Source organism: Pseudomonas sp. LB-090624 (assembly GCF_003205205.1).
In the GTDB taxonomy this organism is placed as follows: Bacteria; Pseudomonadota; Gammaproteobacteria; order Pseudomonadales; family Pseudomonadaceae; genus Aquipseudomonas.
In genome coordinates, this window is record NZ_QJRL01000034.1 from 12866 (window position 1) to 32776 (window position 19911).

The window sequence follows — 19911 nt, forward strand, 5'->3', positions numbered from 1 at the left end:
TGCGCCCCATTCGCGGGACAAGCCCGCGAATTGCAGCCATTAGGTCTACTTGACCTGCCCCAGGTTCGCCTCACTCATATCCAGCTCCCCCAGTACCTGCCGCACCACCTCATCTCCCACCAGGTGCTGGCGATGCAGGTTATACAACTCCAGCCGCTGCGCCCTCAGCGCACGCAGGCGTAAACGCCGCTCCAGCAAGTCCATCTGTTCGGCCAGGGCCTTGGCCTCGGCACTGTCGTTGTAACTGTCCAGCTCATCCCGGTACTCAGCCATCAACCGTGCCTTCAGCTCGGTTGCCAGGGTCGCCTGAGCAGCATCTTGCGGGGCTGTGGCGTCGATCACCTCCTCTGCTTCCAAGGCATGAATCGCCGCCTCGGCCGTACGCCGCCAGGCTTCCTGCACTTCCTGGTGCAAGCGCTCGTCCGGGCTCTTGGTCACCCCGCGCAGTAACATCGGCAGCGCGATGCAGGCGCTGATCAACGACAGCAGGATCACCCCGGCGGCAATGAAAATCAGCAAGTCTCGCTCAGGGAAGGCCTTGCCCGCGCCCATCAGCAACGGCACCGACATCACACCCGCCAAGGTCACCGCACCGCGCACTCCGCCCAGGGTCAGCAGCCAGCAGGAGCGCGCCGTAGGCATCAGCACCAGCGCCGGCTTGCCACGCCAGCGACGCACCACACCGATCGAACGCCAGATGCTCTGCACCCAGATGAACCGCAGCAGGATCAGCGCAGCAAAGATCGCCACCACGTCCAGGCAGCGGTAGGCCAGGGTCGGCCACACGGTAGCCTCGTGGCTGACCACCGCTTTGATGATGTCCGGCAACTGCAGGCCCAGTAGCAGGAAGATCAGGCCATTGAAGGCGAACTCCAGCAGCGACCAGACGCTACGGTTGAGCAGGCGGGTGCTGGTCTGGCGTGGCAGCAGGTCGAGCCAGCTCTGCATCATGCCGGCTGCCACCGCCGAAAGGATGCCCGAAACGCCCAGGCGCTCGGCCAGCACGTAGGCCGCGAATGGTAGCAGTAGCATGAACACCACGTGGGTGGCGGGGTCGTCCCAGCCGCGCGCGATCATCCACGCCCGCAGGCGGCCGACCAGCCAGCTCAGGCCCACCCCCACCGCCAGCCCGCCAAGCGCGACCAGCACAAAGCTGAAGCTTGCATCGGTCAGCGAAAACACCCCGGTGATCGCCGCCGCCAGGGCGAACTTGAAGGTCACCAGGCCCGATGCATCGTTCATCAGGGCCTCCCCCTGCAACATGTGCATCAGCGGAGTGGGCAGGCGGTCCTGGGCAATGGCCGATACCGCCACGGCATCGGTCGGCGACAGGACCGCCGCGAGGGCGAAGGCCACCGGCAGGGGGATGCTCGGCAGCAGCCAGTGAATGAAGTAGCCAGCCCCGACCACGGTGAACAGCACCAACCCGACGGCCAGCGCCACCACTGGCCCGCGAATGCGCCACAACTCACGCTTGGGGATGCGCCAGCCGTCGGCGAACAGCAGCGGCGGCAAGAACAGGAACAGGAACAATTCGGGGTCCAGGGCTACATGCAGGCCCAGGGTCGGCAAGGCCAGCAAGGCTCCGGCGGCGATCTGCACCAGCGGCAAGGGCAGCGGAATCATGCGGCCGACCAGCTTCGACAGGCTGACCAGCGTCAGCAGGATGAGGACGGTGTAGGCGGACTGCATCCGGGAAAGCTTCCTTTGTGAACCAGAAACGGTAGCAAGGCGAAACATCGCCATTGAAACAATATGTTAGCGGCGACCGACAGCGTGGGGCCGCTGCACGATAGTCGCAGGTGACGGCGGAATATGTAACACGATGATACTTAAGGCGATGGCGGCGCGCGGACCTCCTCTCGCCTGAGCATGCGTCACTCGGGTCCTGCGGCGCTCGATCTCCGACACACTGTACGGCGCAAGGCAAGCACACCCGTGGCGCTCACTGTTTCGTTCCCGCATAATCCCGCGACTGAAATCGAAAAACGGAGAGATTGGGGCAACCTGTATCCCCAATGTACACAATGACCTACACGCTCTACGGCATCAAAGCCTGTGACACCATGAAAAAGGCGCGTACCTGGCTCGAAGACAAAGCCATCGCCTACGAATTCCACGATTACAAAACCCAAGGCATCGACCGTGACAGCCTGAACCGCTGGTGCGACGAACACGGCTGGGAAGTCATCCTCAACCGTGCCGGCACCACCTTCCGCAAGCTGGACGACGCCAGCAAGGCCGACCTCGACCAGGCCAAGGCCGTCGAGCTGATGCTGGCCCAGCCGTCGATGATCAAACGCCCGGTGCTCGACCTTGGCGCGCGTACTCTGGTTGGCTTCAAGCCCGACCTGTACGCCGCTGCCCTGGCCTGAGCCCCTACCCTATTTCGCACGAGGTAATCACATGTCCAATACCCTGTTCAGCCTGGCCTTCGGTGTCGGCTCCCAGAACCGCCAGGGCGCCTGGCTGGAAGTGTTCTACGCACAACCGCTGCTCAACCCGAGCGCCGAACTGGTTGCTGCAGTAGCCCCTGTTCTCGGTTACGAAGGTGGCAACCAGGCCATCGCCTTCAGCAACGCCCAGGCCGCACAACTGGCCGAAGCCCTGAAAGGCGTCGACGCGTCCCAGGCCGCCCTGCTGACCCGCCTGGCCGAAAGCCACAAGCCGCTGGTCGCCACCCTGCTGGCCGAAGACGCCGCCCTGACCTCCACCCCAGAGGCCTACCTCAAGCTGCACCTGCTGTCGCACCGCCTGGTCAAGCCGCATGGCGTGAGCCTGGCCGGCATCTTCCCGCTGCTGCCGAACGTGGCCTGGACCAACCAGGGCGCGGTAGACCTGAGCGAACTGGCTGAGCTGCAACTGGAAGCGCGCCTGAAGGGCGAACTGCTGGAAGTGTTCTCGGTGGACAAGTTCCCGAAAATGACCGACTACGTGGTCCCGGCCGGCGTGCGTATCGCCGACACCGCTCGTGTGCGCCTGGGCGCCTACATTGGCGAAGGCACCACCATCATGCACGAAGGCTTCGTCAACTTTAACGCTGGCACCGAAGGCCCGGGCATGATCGAAGGCCGCGTTTCCGCAGGCGTATTCGTCGGCAAGGGCTCTGACCTGGGCGGCGGCTGCTCGACCATGGGCACCCTGTCCGGTGGCGGCAATATCGTCATCAAGGTTGGTGAAGGCTGCCTGATCGGCGCCAACGCCGGTATCGGCATCCCACTGGGCGACCGCAACACCGTCGAGGCTGGCCTGTACATCACTGCCGGCACCAAGGTGAACCTGCTGGACGAAAACAACGAGCTGGTCAAAGTGGTCAAGGCCCGCGACCTGGCCGGCCAGACCGACCTGCTGTTCCGCCGCAACTCGCTGAACGGCGCGGTGGAGTGCAAGACCCACAAGTCGGCCATCGAGCTGAACGAAGCGCTGCACGCTCACAACTGAGAACCTTGCCGGGTTTGAGGTGTTAAGATCGGGTCTGGCGCCAACGCACCAGACCCGATTTTCATTCCAGGCCTCGCAAACATGTTCCAGCCCTCTCCCTGGCGTGCCGACTTCCCCGCCATCGCCGCCCTGCAACGGCAGCACCAGACCTATCTGGACAGCGCCGCCACCACCCAGAAGCCGCAAGCCCTGCTCGATGCCCTGAGCCATTACTACGGCCATGGCGCGGCCAACGTGCACCGTGCCCAGCACTTGCCTGGCGCATTGGCGACCCAGGCCTTCGAAACCAGCCGCGACAAGGTTGCCGCCTGGCTCAATGCCGCTGACTCACGGCAGGTGGTGTTCACCCACGGCGCCACCTCGGCACTGAACCTGCTGGCCTATGGCCTGGAGCACCGCTTCGAGGCCGGTGACGAGATTGCCGTCAGTGCCCTGGAGCACCATGCCAACCTGCTGCCTTGGCAACAGTTGGCCCAGCGGCGCAACCTGCGCCTGGTGGTGCTACCGCTGGATACCCAAGGCCGCATCGACCTGGACCAGGCCCTGCAATTGATCGGCCCGCGCACCCGGGTGCTCGCGGTCAGTCAGTTGTCCAATGTGCTCGGCACCTGGCAGCCGCTGCCCGCCCTACTGGCGCATGCCCGTGCCCAAGGTGCCGTGACCGTGGTCGATGGTGCTCAAGGCGTAGTGCATGGCCGCCACGACGTGCAAAAACTGGGCTGCGACTTCTATGTGTTCTCCAGCCACAAGCTGTATGGCCCGGATGGCGTTGGCGTGCTCTACGGCCGCAGCCAGGCCCTGGAGCTGCTGCGCCACTGGCAGTTCGGTGGCGAGATGGTGCAACTGGCCGACTACCAGGGCGCCAGCTTCCGCCCGGCGCCACTGGGGTTTGAAGCAGGCACACCTCCAATTGCCGGGGTAATCGGCCTGGGCGCCACCCTGGACTACCTGGCCAGCCTCGATGCCCAAGCGGTAGAAGCCCACGAAAACAGCTTGCATCAGCACTTGCTGCGCGGCCTGGCGGATCGTGAGGGAGTGCGGGTGCTGGGTGCGCCCCAGACGGCCCTGGCCAGTTTCGTGATTGAGGGCGTGCACAATGCCGACATCGCCCACCTGCTCACCGAGCAGGGCATTGCCGTACGTGCCGGGCATCACTGCGCCATGCCCCTGCTGAAAGGGCTGGGGCTGGAGGGCGCGATACGGGTATCGCTGGGGTTATACAACGACAGCGATGACCTGCAGCGATTCTTTGCAGCACTGGACCAAGGCCTGGAGTTGTTGCAATGAACCTGTCGGATCAGGCGCTTCAAGCGCTGGAAGCTTTTCAACAGGGCAAGGGCTGGGAACAGCGTGCGCGGCTGTTGATGCAGTGGGGTGATCGCCTGGAGCCGCTGGCTGACGACGAAAAGACCGAGGCCAACCGGGTGCATGGCTGCGAAAGCCTGGTGTGGCTGGTGGCCGAGCAGGTCGAGGGAATCTGGCGGTTCAAGGCCAGCAGCGATGCCCGCTTGTTGCGTGGGCTGCTGGCGCTGTTGCTGGTGCGGGTGCAGGGAATACCCAGCGAGGAGCTGGCCGGGATCGATCTGCGCGAGTGGTTTACCGAGCTTGGGCTGGAGCGCCAATTGTCGCCGTCGCGCAGCAATGGGCTGCATGCGGTGTTGCAGCGGATGGCGGAATTGGCGTCCGACCGCTGAAGTGGCCCCGGCTGCTCCGCGGGCAGGCCCGCGAAGCAGCCGGCGCGTTCTATTCGGGCTTGACCCGCTCCGACGGTCGGCGCGCCCCCGCCACCAGTTTTTCTATCGCCTTGCTCGCCGCCACCATGCCAAAAGTCGCGGTCACCATCATCACCGCACCGAAACCACCCGAGCAGTCCAGCCGCACGCCTTCGCCAACGAAGCTTTTCTGCAGGCACACGCTGCCATCCCCCTTGGGGTAACGCAGCTGTTCGCTGGAAAACACGCATGGCACGCCATAGTTGCGGCTGACATTGCGCGAGAAGTTGTAGTCGCGGCGCAGGGTCGAGCGCACCCGCGAGGCCAGCGGGTCGTTGAAGGTCTTGTTGAGGTCGGCGATCTGGATCTGTGTCGGGTCGATCTGCCCGCCGGCGCCACCGGTGGTAACGATGGCGATCTTGCGCCGACGGCACCAGGCAATCAGCGCTGCCTTGGCCATGACGCTGTCAATGCAGTCGATCACGCAATCGAGGTTTTCGGTGATGTACTCGACCATGGTCTCGCGGGTGACGAAATCTGCCACTGCATGCACCACGCACCCCGGGTTGATTGCCCGCAGACGCTCGGCCATCACCTCGACCTTCGGTCGCCCCACCTGCCCTTCCAAGGCATGGGCCTGGCGGTTGGTGTTGCTGACGCAGACATCGTCCAGGTCGAACAGGGTGATCTCGCCCACGCCGCTACGCGCCAACGCTTCGGCCACCCACGAGCCGACCCCGCCAATCCCCACCACGGCCACATGGGCCTGACCCAGGCGTTGCAGCCCCTGGTCGCCATACAGCCGGGCGACGCCGGCAAAGCGTGGATCTTCTGTGCTCATGTTCATACCCCAAAAAACCGGCGCGCATTATATGCCAGCGGGCCCATGGCCTGCATCGTTAGGAAAGAGACCGCCAACCCTGCTTTAATGTCCTATCTCTTCGACACAAATGGACGACAATGTCTTCACGTAAATTCGGCCTGAACCTGGTCGTGGTCCTGGCCATCGCCGCGTTGTTCACCGGGTTCTGGGCACTGATCAATCGCCCGGTTTCCGCGCCTGCCTGGCCAGAACAGATCTCCGGTTTCTCGTATTCGCCATTCCGCCTGGGTGAAAGCCCGCAGAAGGGCCAGTACCCCAATGACCAAGAAATGCGTCAGGACCTGGAGCAACTGAGCAAACTGACCGACAGTATCCGTATCTACACCGTGGAGGGTACCCAGGCAGATATCCCGAGGCTGGCCGAGGAATTCGGCTTGCGGGTGACGCTTGGCATCTGGATCAGCCCGGACCTGGAGCGCAACGAGCGTGAAATCGCCACGGCCATCGAGCTGGCCAACAATTCGCGCAGCGTCGTGCGGGTTGTAGTTGGCAACGAGGCGCTGTTCCGCAAAGAAGTCACACCGGAGAACCTCATCCAGTACCTGGACCGGGTGCGTGCCGCGGTCAAGGTACCCGTGACCACCAGCGAGCAATGGCACATCTGGAAAGAAAACCCGCAGCTGGCCAAGCATGTCGACCTGATTGCCGCACACATCCTGCCCTACTGGGAATTCGTGCCAATGAAAGACTCGGTCGAGTTCGTACTCGACCGGGCGCGAGAGCTGAAGCACCAGTTCCCGCGCAAGCCGCTGCTGCTGTCGGAAGTCGGCTGGCCAAGCAACGGCCGCATGCGCGGCGGCGCCGATGCTACCCAGGCTGACCAGGCCATCTACCTGCGCACCCTGGTCAACACCCTCAACCGTCGCGGCTACAACTACTTTGTCATCGAAGCCTATGACCAGCCGTGGAAGGCCAGCGACGAAGGCTCGGTAGGTGCCTACTGGGGCGTCTACAACGCCGAGCGCCAGCAGAAGTTCAACTTCGAGGGGCCGGTGGTGGCGATCCCGCAGTGGCGTGCCTTGGCCGTGGCCTCGGTGGTACTGGCGATGATTGCCCTGATGGTGCTGTTCATCGACGGGTCGGCCCTGCGCCAGCGCGGCCGTACGTTCCTGACCTTCATCACCTTCCTGTGCGGGTCGGTGCTGGTGTGGATCGCCTACGACTACAGCCAGCAATACAGCACCTGGTTCAGCCTGACCGTGGGCGTGTTGCTGGCGCTCGGTGCACTGGGTGTGTTCATCGTGCTGCTGACCGAGGCGCATGAGCTGGCCGAGGCGGTGTGGATACACAAGCGCCGCCGCGAGTTCCTGCCGGTGCAGGCCGACAGCGCCTACCGCCCCAAGGTATCGGTGCATGTGCCGTGCTACAACGAGCCGCCAGAGATGGTCAAGCAGACCCTCGACGCCCTGGCCGCGCTCGACTACCCCGATTACGAAGTGCTGGTGATCGACAACAACACCAAGGACCCGGCCGTGTGGGAACCGCTCAAGGCCCACTGCGAGAAGCTTGGCGAACGCTTCAAGTTCTTCCACGTTGCGCCCCTGGCCGGTTTCAAGGGCGGCGCGCTGAACTACCTGCTTCCCCACACCGCCAAGGACGCCGAAGTGATTGCGGTGATCGACTCGGACTACTGCGTCGACCGCAACTGGCTCAAGCACATGGTCCCGCACTTCGCCGACCCGAAAATTGCCGTGGTGCAGTCGCCGCAGGACTACCGCGACCAGCACGAAAGCGCATTCAAGAAGCTGTGCTATAGCGAGTACAAGGGCTTCTTCCACATCGGCATGGTCACCCGCAACGACCGGGACGCAATCATCCAGCACGGCACCATGACCATGACCCGGCGCAGCGTGCTGCAAGAGCTGGGCTGGGCCGAGTGGTGTATCTGCGAGGACGCCGAACTGGGCCTGCGCGTGTTCGAGAAAGGCTTGTCGGCAGCCTACGCCCACAACAGCTACGGCAAGGGCCTGATGCCCGACACCTTCATCGACTTCAAGAAGCAGCGCTTCCGCTGGGCCTATGGCGCCATCCAGATCATCAAGCACCACGCCGGCGCCTTGTTGCGCGGCAAGGGCAGCGAGCTGACCCGTGGCCAACGCTACCACTTCCTGGCGGGCTGGCTGCCGTGGATCGCCGATGGCATGAACATCTTCTTCACCGTCGGCGCGCTGCTGTGGTCGGCCGCGATGATCATCGTGCCGCACCGAGTCGACCCGCCGCTGATGATCTTCGCCATCCCGCCGCTGGCGCTGTTCTTCTTCAAGGTTGGCAAGATCGTCTTCCTCTACCGCCGTGCGGTAGGGGTGAACATGAAGGATGCCTTTGCTGCGGCGCTGGCGGGGCTGGCACTGTCCCACACCATCGCCAAGGCGGTGCTGTACGGTTTCTTCACCAGCAGCATGCCGTTCTTCCGCACGCCGAAGAATGCCGACAGCCATGGGTTGCTGGTGGCGATCTCCGAAGCGCGGGAAGAGCTGTTCATCATGTTGCTGCTGTGGGGCGCGGCGTTGGGTATCTACCTGGTGCAGGGGCTACCGAGTTCGGACATGCGCTTCTGGGTCGCGATGTTGCTGGTGCAGTCGTTGCCATACGTGGCAGCGCTGGTGATGGCGTTCCTGTCGTCGCTGCCCAAGCCCGCAGAAAAGGCTGCCGAAGCGCAGCAGGCGTGAGATTGCCGGGGCTGCTTTGCAGCCCATTCGCGGCACAAGGCCGCTGCCACAAGGAGGACCGCAGCCCATCAGGCATGTGCATTACCTGTGGGAGCGGCCTTGTGCCGCGAATGGGCCGCAACGCGGCCCCACTGCCACATCGGTTTGATATAAGATAACGCCCCTCAGATTTCCCCGCCTTGCCTTGCCCCGGAGTTCCCCATGACGGCCCCTGCCGAGCTCTCGCCTACCCTTCAACTGGCCTGCGACCTGATCCGTCGCCCCTCGGTCACCCCCGTCGACGCCGATTGCCAGGCGCAGATGATGAACCGTCTGGGCGCCGTCGGTTTCCAGCTGGAGCCGATGCGCATTGAAGACGTCGATAACTTCTGGGCCAGCCACGGCAACCAGGATGGCCCGGTGCTGTGCTTCGCTGGCCACACCGACGTGGTGCCTACCGGCCCGGTACAGCAATGGCAGCACGAGCCGTTCGAGGCCCTGATCGACGCTGACGGCATGCTCTGTGGCCGCGGCGCTGCCGACATGAAAGGCAGCCTGGCCTCGATGGTGATCGCCAGCGAGCGCTTCGTGCAGGACTACCCGAACCACCGCGGCAAGGTGGCCTTCCTGATCACCAGCGACGAAGAAGGCCCGGCCCACCATGGCACCAAGGCCGTTGTCGAGCGACTGAAAGCGCGCAACGAGCGTCTGGACTGGTGCATTGTCGGCGAGCCTTCCAGCACCACCCTGCTGGGTGACGTGGTGAAAAACGGCCGCCGTGGTTCGCTCGGCGCCAAACTGACCGTGCGCGGCAAGCAGGGCCACGTCGCCTACCCGCACCTGGCGCGCAACCCGATCCACCTGGCCGCCCCGGCCCTGGCCGAGCTGGCTGCCGAGCACTGGGACGAAGGCAATGCGTTTTTCCCGCCAACCAGCTTCCAGATCTCCAACCTCAATTCCGGTACCGGTGCCACCAACGTGGTTCCGGGCGAGCTGACCGCGCTGTTCAACTTCCGCTTCTCTACCGAGTCCACCGTCGAAGGCCTGCAGGCCCGGGTGTCGGCGATTCTCGACAAGCACGAGCTGGACTGGTCGATTGACTGGGCCCTGTCGGGGCTGCCATTCCTCACCGAACCGGGCGAACTGCTGGACGCGGTGGCAGCCAGTATCAAAGGGGTTACCGGCCGCGAAACCGAGCCCTCGACCAGTGGCGGCACTTCCGATGGCCGCTTCATCGCCACCATGGGTACCCAGGTGGTCGAGTTGGGCCCGGTCAACGCCACCATCCACCAGGTGGATGAACGGATCCTGGCCAGCGACCTCGACCTGCTGACAGAAATCTACTACCAGACCCTGGTCCGGTTGCTCGCCTGATGCTTGCCTGCCCCCTTTGCCAGGCGCCGCTGAGCCGGCTCGACAACGGCGTGGCCTGCCCGGCAGGCCACCGCTTCGACCGCGCCCGCCAGGGTTACCTGAACCTGCTGCCGGTACAGCACAAGAACAGCCGCGACCCGGGTGACAACCAGGCCATGGTCGAGGCTCGCCGCGACTTCCTCGATGGCGGCCATTACGCCCCCGTGGCCCGTCGCCTGGCCGAGCTGGCCGCCGAGCGCCAGCCCGGTGCCTGGCTGGATATTGGCTGCGGCGAAGGTTACTACACCGCGCAACTGGCCGAGGCCCTGCCAAACGCAGAAGGTTACGCCCTGGACATCTCTCGCGAGGCGGTCAAGCGTGCCTGCCGTCGGGCGCCAGAGGTGACCTGGATGGTCGCCAGCATGGCCCGCGTTCCGCTGGCCGACGCCAGTTGCCAGTTCATCGCCAGCGTGTTCAGCCCGCTGGACTGGGCCGAGGCCAAACGCCTGCTCAGCCCCGGCGGCGGGCTGATGCGCGTTGGCCCGACCAGCGGCCACCTGATGCAACTGCGTGAGGTGCTCTACGATGAAGTGCGCCCTTACGCCGACGACAAGCACCTGGCCCTGGTGCCCGAAGGCATGGCCCATGCCCATAGCGAAACCCTTGAGTTCCGCCTGAGCCTGGCCGCGCCCAAGGCCCGCGCCGACCTGCTGGCCATGACCCCGCACGGCTGGCGCGCCAGCGCTGAAAAACGTGCACGGGTGATCGACCAGCCCGAGCCGTTCGAGGTCACGGTTTCCATGCGTTATGACTATTTCGTGCGCCAAGACTGAGCACACCCGGAGCCCTTATGCGCCAACCTGATATCGAGATCTACCTGAAGGACGCCGACGTCGACCACAAGCAGATTGCCGAGTGGCTCGCCCAGGCAATCGGCCCGTGCAGCGAATGGCAGCAGAAAGGCCATACCTTCAAATGCCTGGCCGGTAACATTCCGGTCACCTGGTTACCGAAGGCTGTAGGGAAATGGAACAGCCTGTACCTGGAAAGCGACCAGACGCCTTGGGACGATGACGTGGCCTGCGCCCGCGCTGCGTTCGCCGCACTGGGTGTGGAAGTGCGCTGCGCGCCGGGTGGCTGGGTCGAGGAAGACGGCGAAGAAGATGCCGACCGTTGGGTCCGCATTAGTGCCGACGGTGAAGAGGAAATCACCTGGCGTACTTCCTGAGCGGTATTCTTCGTGGGAGCCCGGCTGGCCGGCGATGCAGGCAGCACGGTGCCCGGCACCGGCTTCGCCGGTAATCGCCGGCAAGCCGGCTCTCACAACAAACCGTTACAGCATGAGGCTCAGAGGCCCACTACGTCTTCGGCTTGCAGGCCTTTCTGGCCCTGCACGCAGGCGTATTCCACCCGCTGCCCTTCGACCAGGGTACGATGCCCCTCACCGCGAATCGCCCGATAGTGGACGAACACATCCGCACCACCTTCGCGCTGAATGAAGCCATAACCCTTGGCATCGTTGAACCACTTTACATTCCCAGTCTCACGAGACGACATCTGAACTACTCCGGATTTTTATTGTGAAAATCGCCTTGTAGGCATGGGGCCACCTGCCCCGTACCAACGCCGCTTGCCGAAATATCCTGCAAGTGGCAGGCCGAGTATATGACACAGAACAAAAAAAATTGATGACGCTCCCGCTGATGGCCGATTTTTGCTGAACTTGCGCACATACGGCAGACTAAATGGCTGGATACCCATCTGAACATCTCACCCAGGGCACACACCCCATGACCCGTTCCCCCCTGCGCCGCCTGATATTCGGCGCCCTGCGTCGCCTGTTGTACCTGTGGGTGCGCTCCGAGACCATCAACCAGTCCTCGATGTCGTTGAACCTGGACCGCAGTCGGCCAGTGTTCTATGCCCTGCCGTCACCGGCGCTCACCGACCTGGCCGTGCTCGACCACGAATGCACCAAGGCCGGGCTGCCACGCCCGGTGCTGCCGGTAGCCGTGGGCCCACTGCAGGAACCCGCCGCGTTCTTCTACCTGACCCCCGACCCGGACTGGCTCGGCCGGCAGGACAAAAGCGGCGCGCCGCCCACGCTCGAGCGCCTGGTGGCCGCCGTCAGTGAACATGCCGAAGAAGATGCGCAGATCATTCCTGTCAGCGTGTTCTGGGGCCAGACCCCGGCCAGTGAGTCCAGCCCGTGGAAGCTGCTGTTCGCCGACAGCTGGGCGGTAACCGGGCGCCTGCGCCGGCTCCTGACCGTACTGATCCTGGGGCGCAAGACCCGGGTACAGTTCTCCGCACCGATTCACCTGCGTGAACTGGTGCACCACAACAAGGGCCACGAGCGCACCGTGCGCATGGCCCAACGCCTGATGCGCGTGCACTTTCGCAACCTCAAGACCGCCGTCATCGGCCCGGACATCTCGCACCGACGCAACCTGGTCAAAGGGCTGATCCACGCCCCGCTGGTACGCCAGGCCATCACCGACGAGGCGCAACGCGAGAACCTGCCGCTGGCCAAGGCCGAAGCCCAGGCGCTGCGCTACGGCAATGAAATCGCCTCGGACTACACCTACACCGCCATCCGCTTCCTTGAGGTGGTGCTCAGCTGGTTCTGGAACAAGATCTATGACGGCATCAAGGTCAATCACATCGAGCAGGTACAAGGCATCGCGCCCGGCCACGAAGTGATCTACGTGCCGTGCCACCGCAGCCACATCGACTACCTGCTGCTGTCGTACCTGCTGTTCCGCAACGGCCTCACCCCGCCGCACGTGGCGGCGGGCATCAACCTCAACATGCCGGTGGTAGGCAACCTGCTGCGCCGTGGCGGCGCCTTCTTCATGCGCCGCACGTTCAAGGGCAACCCGCTGTACACCGCAGTGTTCAACGAATACCTGCATACCCTGTACACCAAGGGCTTCCCGGTCGAGTACTTCGTCGAAGGCGGCCGCTCGCGTACTGGGCGCATGCTGCAGCCACGCACCGGGATGCTGGCCATCACCTTGCGCAGCTTCCTGCGCTCGTCGCGCACACCGATCGTGTTCGTGCCGGTGTACATCGGCTATGAACGGGTGCTCGAAGGCCGTACCTACCTCGGCGAGCTGCGCGGTGCCAGCAAGAAGAAGGAGTCGGTGTTCGACATCTTCAAGGTGTTCGGCGCGCTCAAGCAGCGGTTCGGGCAGGTCTACGTCAACTTCGGCGAACCGATCCGCCTGGCCGGCTTCCTCGACCAGCAACAGCCCGGCTGGCGTGAACAGGACCACGGCCCGCAGTATCGCCCGGACTGGCTCAACGCAACCACCACGCGCCTGGGCGAGACCGTGGCCCGCCACCTGAACGAGGCAGCGGCGATCAATCCCGTGAACCTAGTGGCAATGGCACTGCTGTCCACCAGCCGCCTGGCGCTGGACGAACGCGCCCTGACCCGGGTGCTCGACCTGTACCTGGCCCTGCTGCACCGCGTGCCCTACTCGCCGCACACTACCCTGCCCGAAGGTGACGGCCAGGCGCTGATCGAACACGTGCGCAGCATGAACCTGGTAGCCGAACAGAAGGACGCACTGGGCCGCATCCTGTACCTGGATGAAGGCAATGCGGTGCTGATGACCTATTACCGCAACAACGTGCTGCACATCTTCGCCCTGCCGGCGCTGCTGGCCAGCTTTTTCCTCAGCAGCTCGCGCATGAGCCGCGAACTGCTGGGCCAGTATGTGCACGCGTTGTACCCATACCTGCAGGCCGAGCTGTTCCTGCGCTGGACGCCAGAGCAGCTGGACGACGTCATTGACCAATGGCTGGCTGCACTGGTCGAACAGGGGCTGCTGCGCCAGGACAACGACCTGTACGTGCGCCCGGCGCCCAGCTCGCGGCAGTTCGTGCTGCTGACCCTGCTTGCCCGTACCATCACCCAGACCCTGCAGCGTTTCTACATGGCCACTTCGCTGCTGCTGAACAGCGGCCAGAACAGCCTGAGCGCCGAAGAACTGGAAGACCTGTGCGTGATGATGGCCCAGCGCCTGTCGATCCTGCATGGCTTGAACGCGCCGGAGTTCTTCGACAAGACGCTGTTCCGCCACTTCATCCAGACGTTACTCCAGCAAGACGTGCTGCATACCGACACCCAGGGCAAGCTGGGCTATCACGACAAGCTCGGCGAGCTGGCCGAGGGCGTGGCCAAGCGGGTGCTGTCAGCCGAGTTGCGCCTGTCGATCCGCCAGGTGGCCCTGCACCGGGAAGACGGGCTGGAAACTTCGACCATCTGAGGCTTTATCCGACGGGAAAATCCGCTAAAGTCCCTGGGGTTGGCCACAAGCCGGCTCCAAGGACCACGGAGATTCCATGAAAAAGCTCTTTATGCTGTGTTGCGCATCACTGCTCGCAGCCTGTTCCAGCCAAACCCCATCCAACCAGGCCAGTCTGGAAGGTGAAGTCTTCTACCTGCAGCGCATCGCCCTGCCACCCGCCGCCACCCTCAGCGTAGCGCTGCAGGACGTGTCGCTGATGGACGCCCCGGCGGTAACCCTGGCGCGCCAGGCCGGCCCGGTCAAAGGCAACGTGCCGCTGCCGTTCCACCTCACCTACGACCCCAGCCAGGTCAAGCCCGGCCACCGCTATGCGGTGAGCGCACGCATCGAGCTGGATGGCAAGCTGCTGTTCATCAACACCGAACACCACGCTGTCATGCTCGACGGCAGTGATGCGCAGCCCGTGCGCGTCAAGGTCGACCAAGTTCGCTGATACCCGTATTCATCCGTTTACAAGGAAAGCTTCATGATCCGCACTTCCCTGCGCTTCACCACCCTGTGCGCCGGCCTGCTGCTGTCGGCCAGCGCCTTGGCCCTGTCGCTGGGCGACCTGAGCCAGAAAGACGCCACCGGCGGCTTGAAGGATGCCCTGACCCAAGGCGCGCAACTGGCGGTCAAGCAACTCAGCACCCCCGGTGGCTTCAGCAATAACCCGGACGTGCGCATCGAACTGCCGGGCAACCTGGGCAAGGCAGCCAAGGCGATGAAGATGTTCGGCAAGGGCGCACAGGTCGAAGCCCTGGAAACCAGCATGAACAATGCCGCCGAGGCTGCCGTGCCACAGGCCCAGGCGATTCTGGTGGATGCCGTGAAGAACATGAGTGTGACCGACGCCAAGGGCATCCTCAGCGGCGGTGAGGACTCGGCCACCCAGTACCTGAACAAGAGCAGCCGCGACCAGATCCGCGCCAAGTTCCTGCCGATCGTCAAGCAGGCCACCGACAAGGTTGGCGTGGCTCAGCAGTACAATGCCTTCGCCGCCCAGGCCAAAGGCCTGGGGCTGGTCAAGGATGACGCCAATATCGAGACCTACGTGACCGAAAAGGCACTGGATGGCCTGTTCGAGATGATCGGCAAGCAAGAGCAGAGCATTCGCCAGAACCCGGCGCAGGCAGCTACCAGCCTCGCCAAGAAGGTCTTCGGCGCCCTCTGATGGCCCAAGGGGCTGCTTTGCAGCCCATCGCGACACAAGGCCGGCCCCACCGCCTGAGGGCTGCACAGTACCTGGGGAACAACTGTCTTGCTCAGTTTCTAGGATCTAGCGCGATTCCCTGTGGGAGCGGCTTGTCCCGCGAACATGGGCGAAGCCCGCTCCCACAGGTACCCGCCGGTCTTCAGCCTTTCTTGACCCTGAACCATGCCGCATACAACGCCGGCAGGAACAACAGCGTCAGCGCCGTGGCCACGATCAGTCCCCCCATGATCGCTACCGCCATCGGCCCGTAGAACACACTGCGCGACAACGGGATCATCGCCAGCACTGCCGCCAGCGCAGTCAGCACGATTGGACGGAAGCGCCGCACCGTGGCCTCGATGATCGCCTGCCAACGCTCCATACCCGCCGCGATGTCCTGCTCGATCTGGTCCACCAAAATTACCGAGTTGCGCATGATCATCCCCGCCAGGGCAATGGTGCCGAGCATGGCGACAAAGCCGAACGGCTGGCGGAACATCAGCAGGAACAGGGTCACGCCAATCAGCCCCAACGGCGCGGTAAGGAACACCATCACCGTGCGCGAGAAGCTGCGCAACTGGATCATCAGCAAGCTCAGCACCACCACGATGAACAACGGCATGCCGGCATTCACCGACGCCTGCCCGCGCTCGGAATCTTCAACCGTACCGCCCACTTCCAGCAGGTAGCCATCCGGCAGCTTGGCGCGTATCTCCCGCAGCGTCGGCTCGATCTGTTTCACCAGCGTGGCCGGTTGCTCCTTGTCGTAGATATCGCCGCGCACGGTCACCGTCGGCAGGCGGTTGCGGTGCCAGATAATGCCTTCTTCGAAGCCATACTCCAGGGTCGCTACCTGCGACAGCGCCACGCTCTGGCCGTTGTCGGTGGGCAACGCCAGGCTGCCGAGGTTGCCCAGCTCGCTGCGCTCCTGCAGCGTTCCGCGCAGCAGGATCTCGATCAGCTCGTTGTCCTCGCGGTACTGGCTGACCGTGCTGCCGGTCAGCGAGCTTCGCAGGAAGCTCGCCAGGTGCGCGGTACTCACCCCCAGCGCGCGGGCTCGGTCCTGGTCAATCTCGAGAAATACCGCCTTGCTCGGCTCTTCCCAGTCCAGGTGCACGTTCACCACATGCGGGTTCTCGCGCACCTTGTCAGCCACTTCTCGGGCCAGGGCACGGACTTGTTCGATATGCTCGCCGGTGACCCGGAACTGCACCGGGTACCCTACGGGCGGGCCGTTTTCCAGGCGGGTCACGCGGGCGCGCAAGTCCGGGAACTGCTGGTCGACGGTGTCGATCAGCCAGCTGCGCAAACGCTCGCGGTCGTCCATCGACTTGGCCAGCACCACGAACTGGGCAAAGCTGGCTGCCGGCAGTTGCTGGTCCAGTGGGAAGTAGAAGCGCGGCGAACCGGTGCCTACATAGGCCACGTAGTTGTCGATGCCGTCCTGCTGCTTCAACAGCGCCTCCAGTTGCTTGACCCGCTGGGCGGTATTGGTCAGCGAAGCGCCTTCACCCAGCTTCAGATCGACCATTAGCTCCGGCCGGCCAGAGGCCGGGAAAAACTGCTGGGGCACGAAGCGGAACAGCAAAATGCTGCCGACAAACGCGGCAATGGTCAGCAGGATCACCGTCTTGCGGCGCCGCACGCACCACTCCACCAACCGCCGGATGCGCTGATAGAACGGCGTGGCGTACGGGTCTGGTGCGTGGCCGTCCTTGCCATGGCGGGCGGCGTGCAGCCTCGCCAGGTCCGGCAGCAGGCGTTCGCCCAGGTAAGGCACGAACACCACGGCCGCGACCCAGGACGTGAGCAAGGCAATGGTCACCACCTGGAAGATCGAACGGGTGTATTCACCGGTGCTGGAGGCTGCCGTGGCAATTGGCAGGAAGCCTGCCGCGGTGATCAGGGTGCCAGTCAGCATCGGGAAGGCGGTGCTGGTCCAGGCATGGCTGGCCGCCTTCAGGCGGTCGTAGCCCTGCTCCATCTTGATCGCCATCATTTCCACAGCAATGATCGCATCGTCCACCAGCAGGCCCAAGGCCAGCACCAGTGCCCCAAGCGAAATCTTGTGCAGGCCGATGCCAAAGTAATGCATGGCGGCAAAAGTCATGGCCAGCACCAGCGGGATCGCCAGTGCCACCACCAGGCCGGTGCGCAGGCCCAGCGAGAAGAAGCTCACCAGCAACACGATGACCAGCGCCTCGGCCAGTACCTGGACGAACTCGCCCACGCCGGCCTTGACCGCTGCCGGCTGGTCCGAGACCTTGCGCAGCGCCATACCGGCCGGCAGGTTGTGCGCCAGCCGTTCGAACTCACTTTCCAGCGCCTTGCCCAGCACCAGGATATCGCCGCCATCCTTCATCGATACCGCCAGGCCAATGGCATCTTCGCCCATGAAACGCATCCGCGGAGCGGGTGGGTCATTGAAGCCACGGTGCACTTCGGCCACATCGCCGATACGGAAGGTGCGGTCACCCACGCGGATGGGGAACTGGCGAATCTGCTCCACGCTGTCGAAGCGCCCGCTCACCCGCAGTTGCAGGCGCTCGCTGGGGGTTTCGAAGAAACCTGCTGTGCTGACCGCATTCTGCTCTTGCAGGGCCTGCTGCACAGCCTCCAGCGGCACACCGAGCGTGGCCAGCTTGAGGTTGGACAGCTCGATCCAGACTTTCTCGTCCTGCAACCCGATCAGCTCGACCTTGCCCACGTCCTTGACCCGCTGCAGCTGGATCTGGATGCGGTCAGCGTAATCCTTGAGCACCGCATAATCGAAGCCTTCACCGGTCAGCGCGTAAATGTTGCCGAAGGTGGTGCCGAACTCGTCGTTGAAGAACGGCCCCTGGATTTCTGGCGGCAGGGTGTGGCGAATGTCCGCGACCTTCTTGCGGATCTGGTACCACAGCTCGGGGATGTCCTTGGAATGCAGCGAGTCGCGGGCCATGAAGGTGACTTGTGATTCGCCTGGGCGGGAGAACGAGACGATCTTCTCGTACTCGCCGGTTTCCATCAGCTTTTTCTCGATGCGCTCGGTCACCTGGCGTGACACTTCCTCCGCCGTGGCACCCGGCCACAGGGTGCGGATGACCATGGCCTTGAAGGTGAACGGGGGGTCTTCGCTCTGGCCCAGCTTGGTGTAGGACATGGCGCCGATGGCCGCCAGCAGGATCATCAGGAACAGGACGATCTGGCGGTTGCGCAGCGCCCAGGCAGAAAGGTTGAAACCCATCGGGACTTACTCCTTGGCCGTCAGGTTCACTACACGGTTGCTACGGTCGACAGGGCGTACTTCCTGGCCCTCCCGCAGTACATAGCCACCCGCAGCAACCACCCAGTCACCCGGGGCCAGGCCCTCAAGCACCGGTACACTGTCGCTGCCGTAAGCCCCCAGGCGCACCGTCACCCGCTCCAGGCGGCTTTCCTTGCTCACCCGCCAGACGTAGGCCTGACCGTTTTCCGCAGTCACTGCCGACAGCGGTACCGCGAGCGGGATCAGCCCATCCTTGGCGATGAACACGCGCGCGCTTTGACCCAATTCAGCCGGTACGGCAGCCGTGGTAAAGGCGATACGCGCCGCGAACGTGCGCGAGCGCGGGTCGGCAGCCGGTGACAGCTCGCGAATGCGCCCCTGGAAGCGCGCCTGCGGGTGCGACCACAGTTCCACGCTCACTGGTTGGCCCACAGCGAAGCGGGCGAACTGCTGCTCCGGCAGGCCGATGGCCACTTCACGCTCACCATCAGTGGCTAGGGTGAACACCGTTTGCCCGGCGGCAACCACCTGGCCCACTTCAACCTGACGCTTGGCCACCACCCCGGCCTGCGGCGCGCGCAGCACGGCATATTGGGCCTGGTTGCCCGCCACATCGAACTCCGCCTTGGCCTGCTTGAGCCGGGCAAGGCCAGCGCGGTAGAGGTTTTCGGCGTTGTCGAACTGGGAGTGGCTGACCATCTGCCGCTCCAGCAGCTTCTGGTAGCGATCACGCTCGGCGCGCACCAATGCCAGGTTGGCCTCGGCAGCCGCCAGCTGGGCCCGGTTGGCTTCCAGTTGCAGGCGCACGTCCTGCGGGTCCAGCTCAGCCAGCGGCTGGTCGGCCTTGACCCGCTGCCCCTCCTCCACCAGGCGCTTGCTGACCTTGCCGCCAATGCGGAAGGCCAGCTCCGGCTCGAAGCGCGCGCGCACTTCACCGGGGTAACTGTCGGCAGCGGCTTCGGCAGGTTGCGGCTGCACCACCAGCGCCGGGCGTGGCGCGGCGGGCGGAGCGGCCTCCTGGCCACACGCTGCCAGAAGCAAGGCAGCGGCGGCGGGCAGAGCGATGGACAAGGCATGGCGCAACATGATGAATCCTTTCGCGGAGTGCACATTGAATATTTGTACTGGCTGGTA

At 64.1% G+C, this 19911-nt stretch carries 16 protein-coding genes; 11 read left to right on the forward strand and 5 right to left on the reverse strand.

The annotated features are described in order from the left end of the window. Positions 1-45: 45 nt before the first annotated feature. Positions 46-1692, reverse strand: a complete 1647-nt coding sequence (locus DMX11_RS22495) for a Na+/H+ antiporter (protein WP_110747003.1) — start codon at positions 1690-1692, stop codon at positions 46-48. A gap of 335 nt (positions 1693-2027) precedes the next feature. On the opposite strand from DMX11_RS22495, the gene DMX11_RS22500 reads away from it, so the two are divergent. The 4 genes from DMX11_RS22500 to DMX11_RS22515 all read left to right on the forward strand — a co-directional run bounded on the left by DMX11_RS22500 (position 2028) and on the right by DMX11_RS22515 (position 5135). Beyond that, on the forward strand, positions 2028-2375 hold the full coding sequence (locus DMX11_RS22500) for an ArsC family reductase (RefSeq protein ID WP_003252272.1): 348 nt from the start codon (positions 2028-2030) through the stop codon (positions 2373-2375). Positions 2376-2406: 31 nt separating this feature from the next. Beyond that, on the forward strand, positions 2407-3441 hold the full coding sequence (gene dapD / locus DMX11_RS22505) for a 2,3,4,5-tetrahydropyridine-2,6-dicarboxylate N-succinyltransferase (protein WP_110747006.1): 1035 nt from the start codon (positions 2407-2409) through the stop codon (positions 3439-3441). Positions 3442-3522: 81 nt separating this feature from the next. Beyond that, positions 3523-4728, forward strand: a complete 1206-nt coding sequence (locus DMX11_RS22510; protein ID WP_110747008.1) for a cysteine desulfurase — start codon at positions 3523-3525, stop codon at positions 4726-4728. Then, entirely contained in the window at positions 4725-5135 is a 411-nt protein-coding gene (locus tag DMX11_RS22515) for a SufE family protein (RefSeq protein WP_110747011.1), read from the forward strand. Before DMX11_RS22510 ends, DMX11_RS22515 begins: the two co-directional genes overlap by 4 nt. Positions 5136-5184: 49 nt before the next feature. On the opposite strand, the gene tcdA is transcribed toward DMX11_RS22515, so the two are convergent. After that, on the reverse strand, positions 5185-5994 hold the full coding sequence (gene tcdA, locus DMX11_RS22520) for a tRNA cyclic N6-threonylcarbamoyladenosine(37) synthase TcdA (protein ID WP_177410780.1): 810 nt from the start codon (positions 5992-5994) through the stop codon (positions 5185-5187). 119 nt (positions 5995-6113) lie between these two features. On the opposite strand from tcdA, the gene DMX11_RS22525 reads away from it, so the two are divergent. The 4 genes from DMX11_RS22525 (at position 6114) to DMX11_RS22545 (ending at position 11265) form a co-directional block, all read left to right on the forward strand. Then, positions 6114-8705, forward strand: a complete 2592-nt coding sequence (locus DMX11_RS22525; RefSeq protein ID WP_110747015.1) for a glycosyltransferase — start codon at positions 6114-6116, stop codon at positions 8703-8705. A 201-nt stretch (positions 8706-8906) separates the two neighbouring features. Further along, the gene (gene dapE, locus DMX11_RS22535; RefSeq protein ID WP_110747017.1) at positions 8907-10058 is read left to right on the forward strand and encodes a succinyl-diaminopimelate desuccinylase; all 1152 of its coding nucleotides are present in this window, start codon (positions 8907-8909) and stop codon (positions 10056-10058) included. Further along, positions 10058-10870, forward strand: a complete 813-nt coding sequence (locus tag DMX11_RS22540) for a putative RNA methyltransferase (RefSeq protein ID WP_110747020.1) — start codon at positions 10058-10060, stop codon at positions 10868-10870. Before dapE ends, DMX11_RS22540 begins: the two co-directional genes overlap by 1 nt. A 17-nt stretch (positions 10871-10887) precedes the next feature. Beyond that, positions 10888-11265 carry a hypothetical protein gene (locus tag DMX11_RS22545; protein ID WP_110747022.1) on the forward strand — a complete coding sequence of 126 codons (378 nt, stop codon included), beginning with the start codon at positions 10888-10890 and terminating at the stop codon, positions 11263-11265. Between the two features lie 119 nt (positions 11266-11384). On the opposite strand, the gene DMX11_RS22550 is transcribed toward DMX11_RS22545, so the two are convergent. Further along, entirely contained in the window at positions 11385-11594 is a 210-nt protein-coding gene (locus DMX11_RS22550) for a cold-shock protein (protein WP_003252255.1), read from the reverse strand. A 233-nt stretch (positions 11595-11827) separates the two neighbouring features. On the opposite strand from DMX11_RS22550, the gene plsB reads away from it, so the two are divergent. From plsB to DMX11_RS22565, 3 genes are all read left to right on the forward strand, one after another. Further along, the gene (gene plsB, locus DMX11_RS22555) at positions 11828-14314 is read left to right on the forward strand and encodes a glycerol-3-phosphate 1-O-acyltransferase PlsB (RefSeq protein ID WP_110747025.1); all 2487 of its coding nucleotides are present in this window, start codon (positions 11828-11830) and stop codon (positions 14312-14314) included. Positions 14315-14390: 76 nt separating this feature from the next. Next, the gene (locus tag DMX11_RS22560; RefSeq protein WP_110747027.1) at positions 14391-14789 is read left to right on the forward strand and encodes a YbaY family lipoprotein; all 399 of its coding nucleotides are present in this window, start codon (positions 14391-14393) and stop codon (positions 14787-14789) included. A gap of 33 nt (positions 14790-14822) precedes the next feature. Continuing rightward, positions 14823-15509: a DUF4197 domain-containing protein gene (locus DMX11_RS22565; RefSeq protein WP_110747030.1), complete on the forward strand. Its 687-nt coding sequence runs from the start codon at positions 14823-14825 to the stop codon at positions 15507-15509. Between the two features lie 181 nt (positions 15510-15690). Here DMX11_RS22565 and DMX11_RS22570 read toward each other — a convergent pair whose 3' ends face one another. Both DMX11_RS22570 and DMX11_RS22575 read right to left on the reverse strand, forming a co-directional pair. Beyond that, complete coding sequence (locus tag DMX11_RS22570; RefSeq protein ID WP_110747033.1) at positions 15691-18756, reverse strand: efflux RND transporter permease subunit; 3066 nt, start codon at positions 18754-18756, stop codon at positions 15691-15693. A gap of 6 nt (positions 18757-18762) precedes the next feature. Further along, positions 18763-19863 (reverse strand): efflux RND transporter periplasmic adaptor subunit, encoded by a 1101-nt coding sequence (locus DMX11_RS22575; protein WP_110747035.1) that lies wholly within the window; start codon positions 19861-19863, stop codon positions 18763-18765. Between the last annotated feature and the right edge of the window lie 48 nt (positions 19864-19911).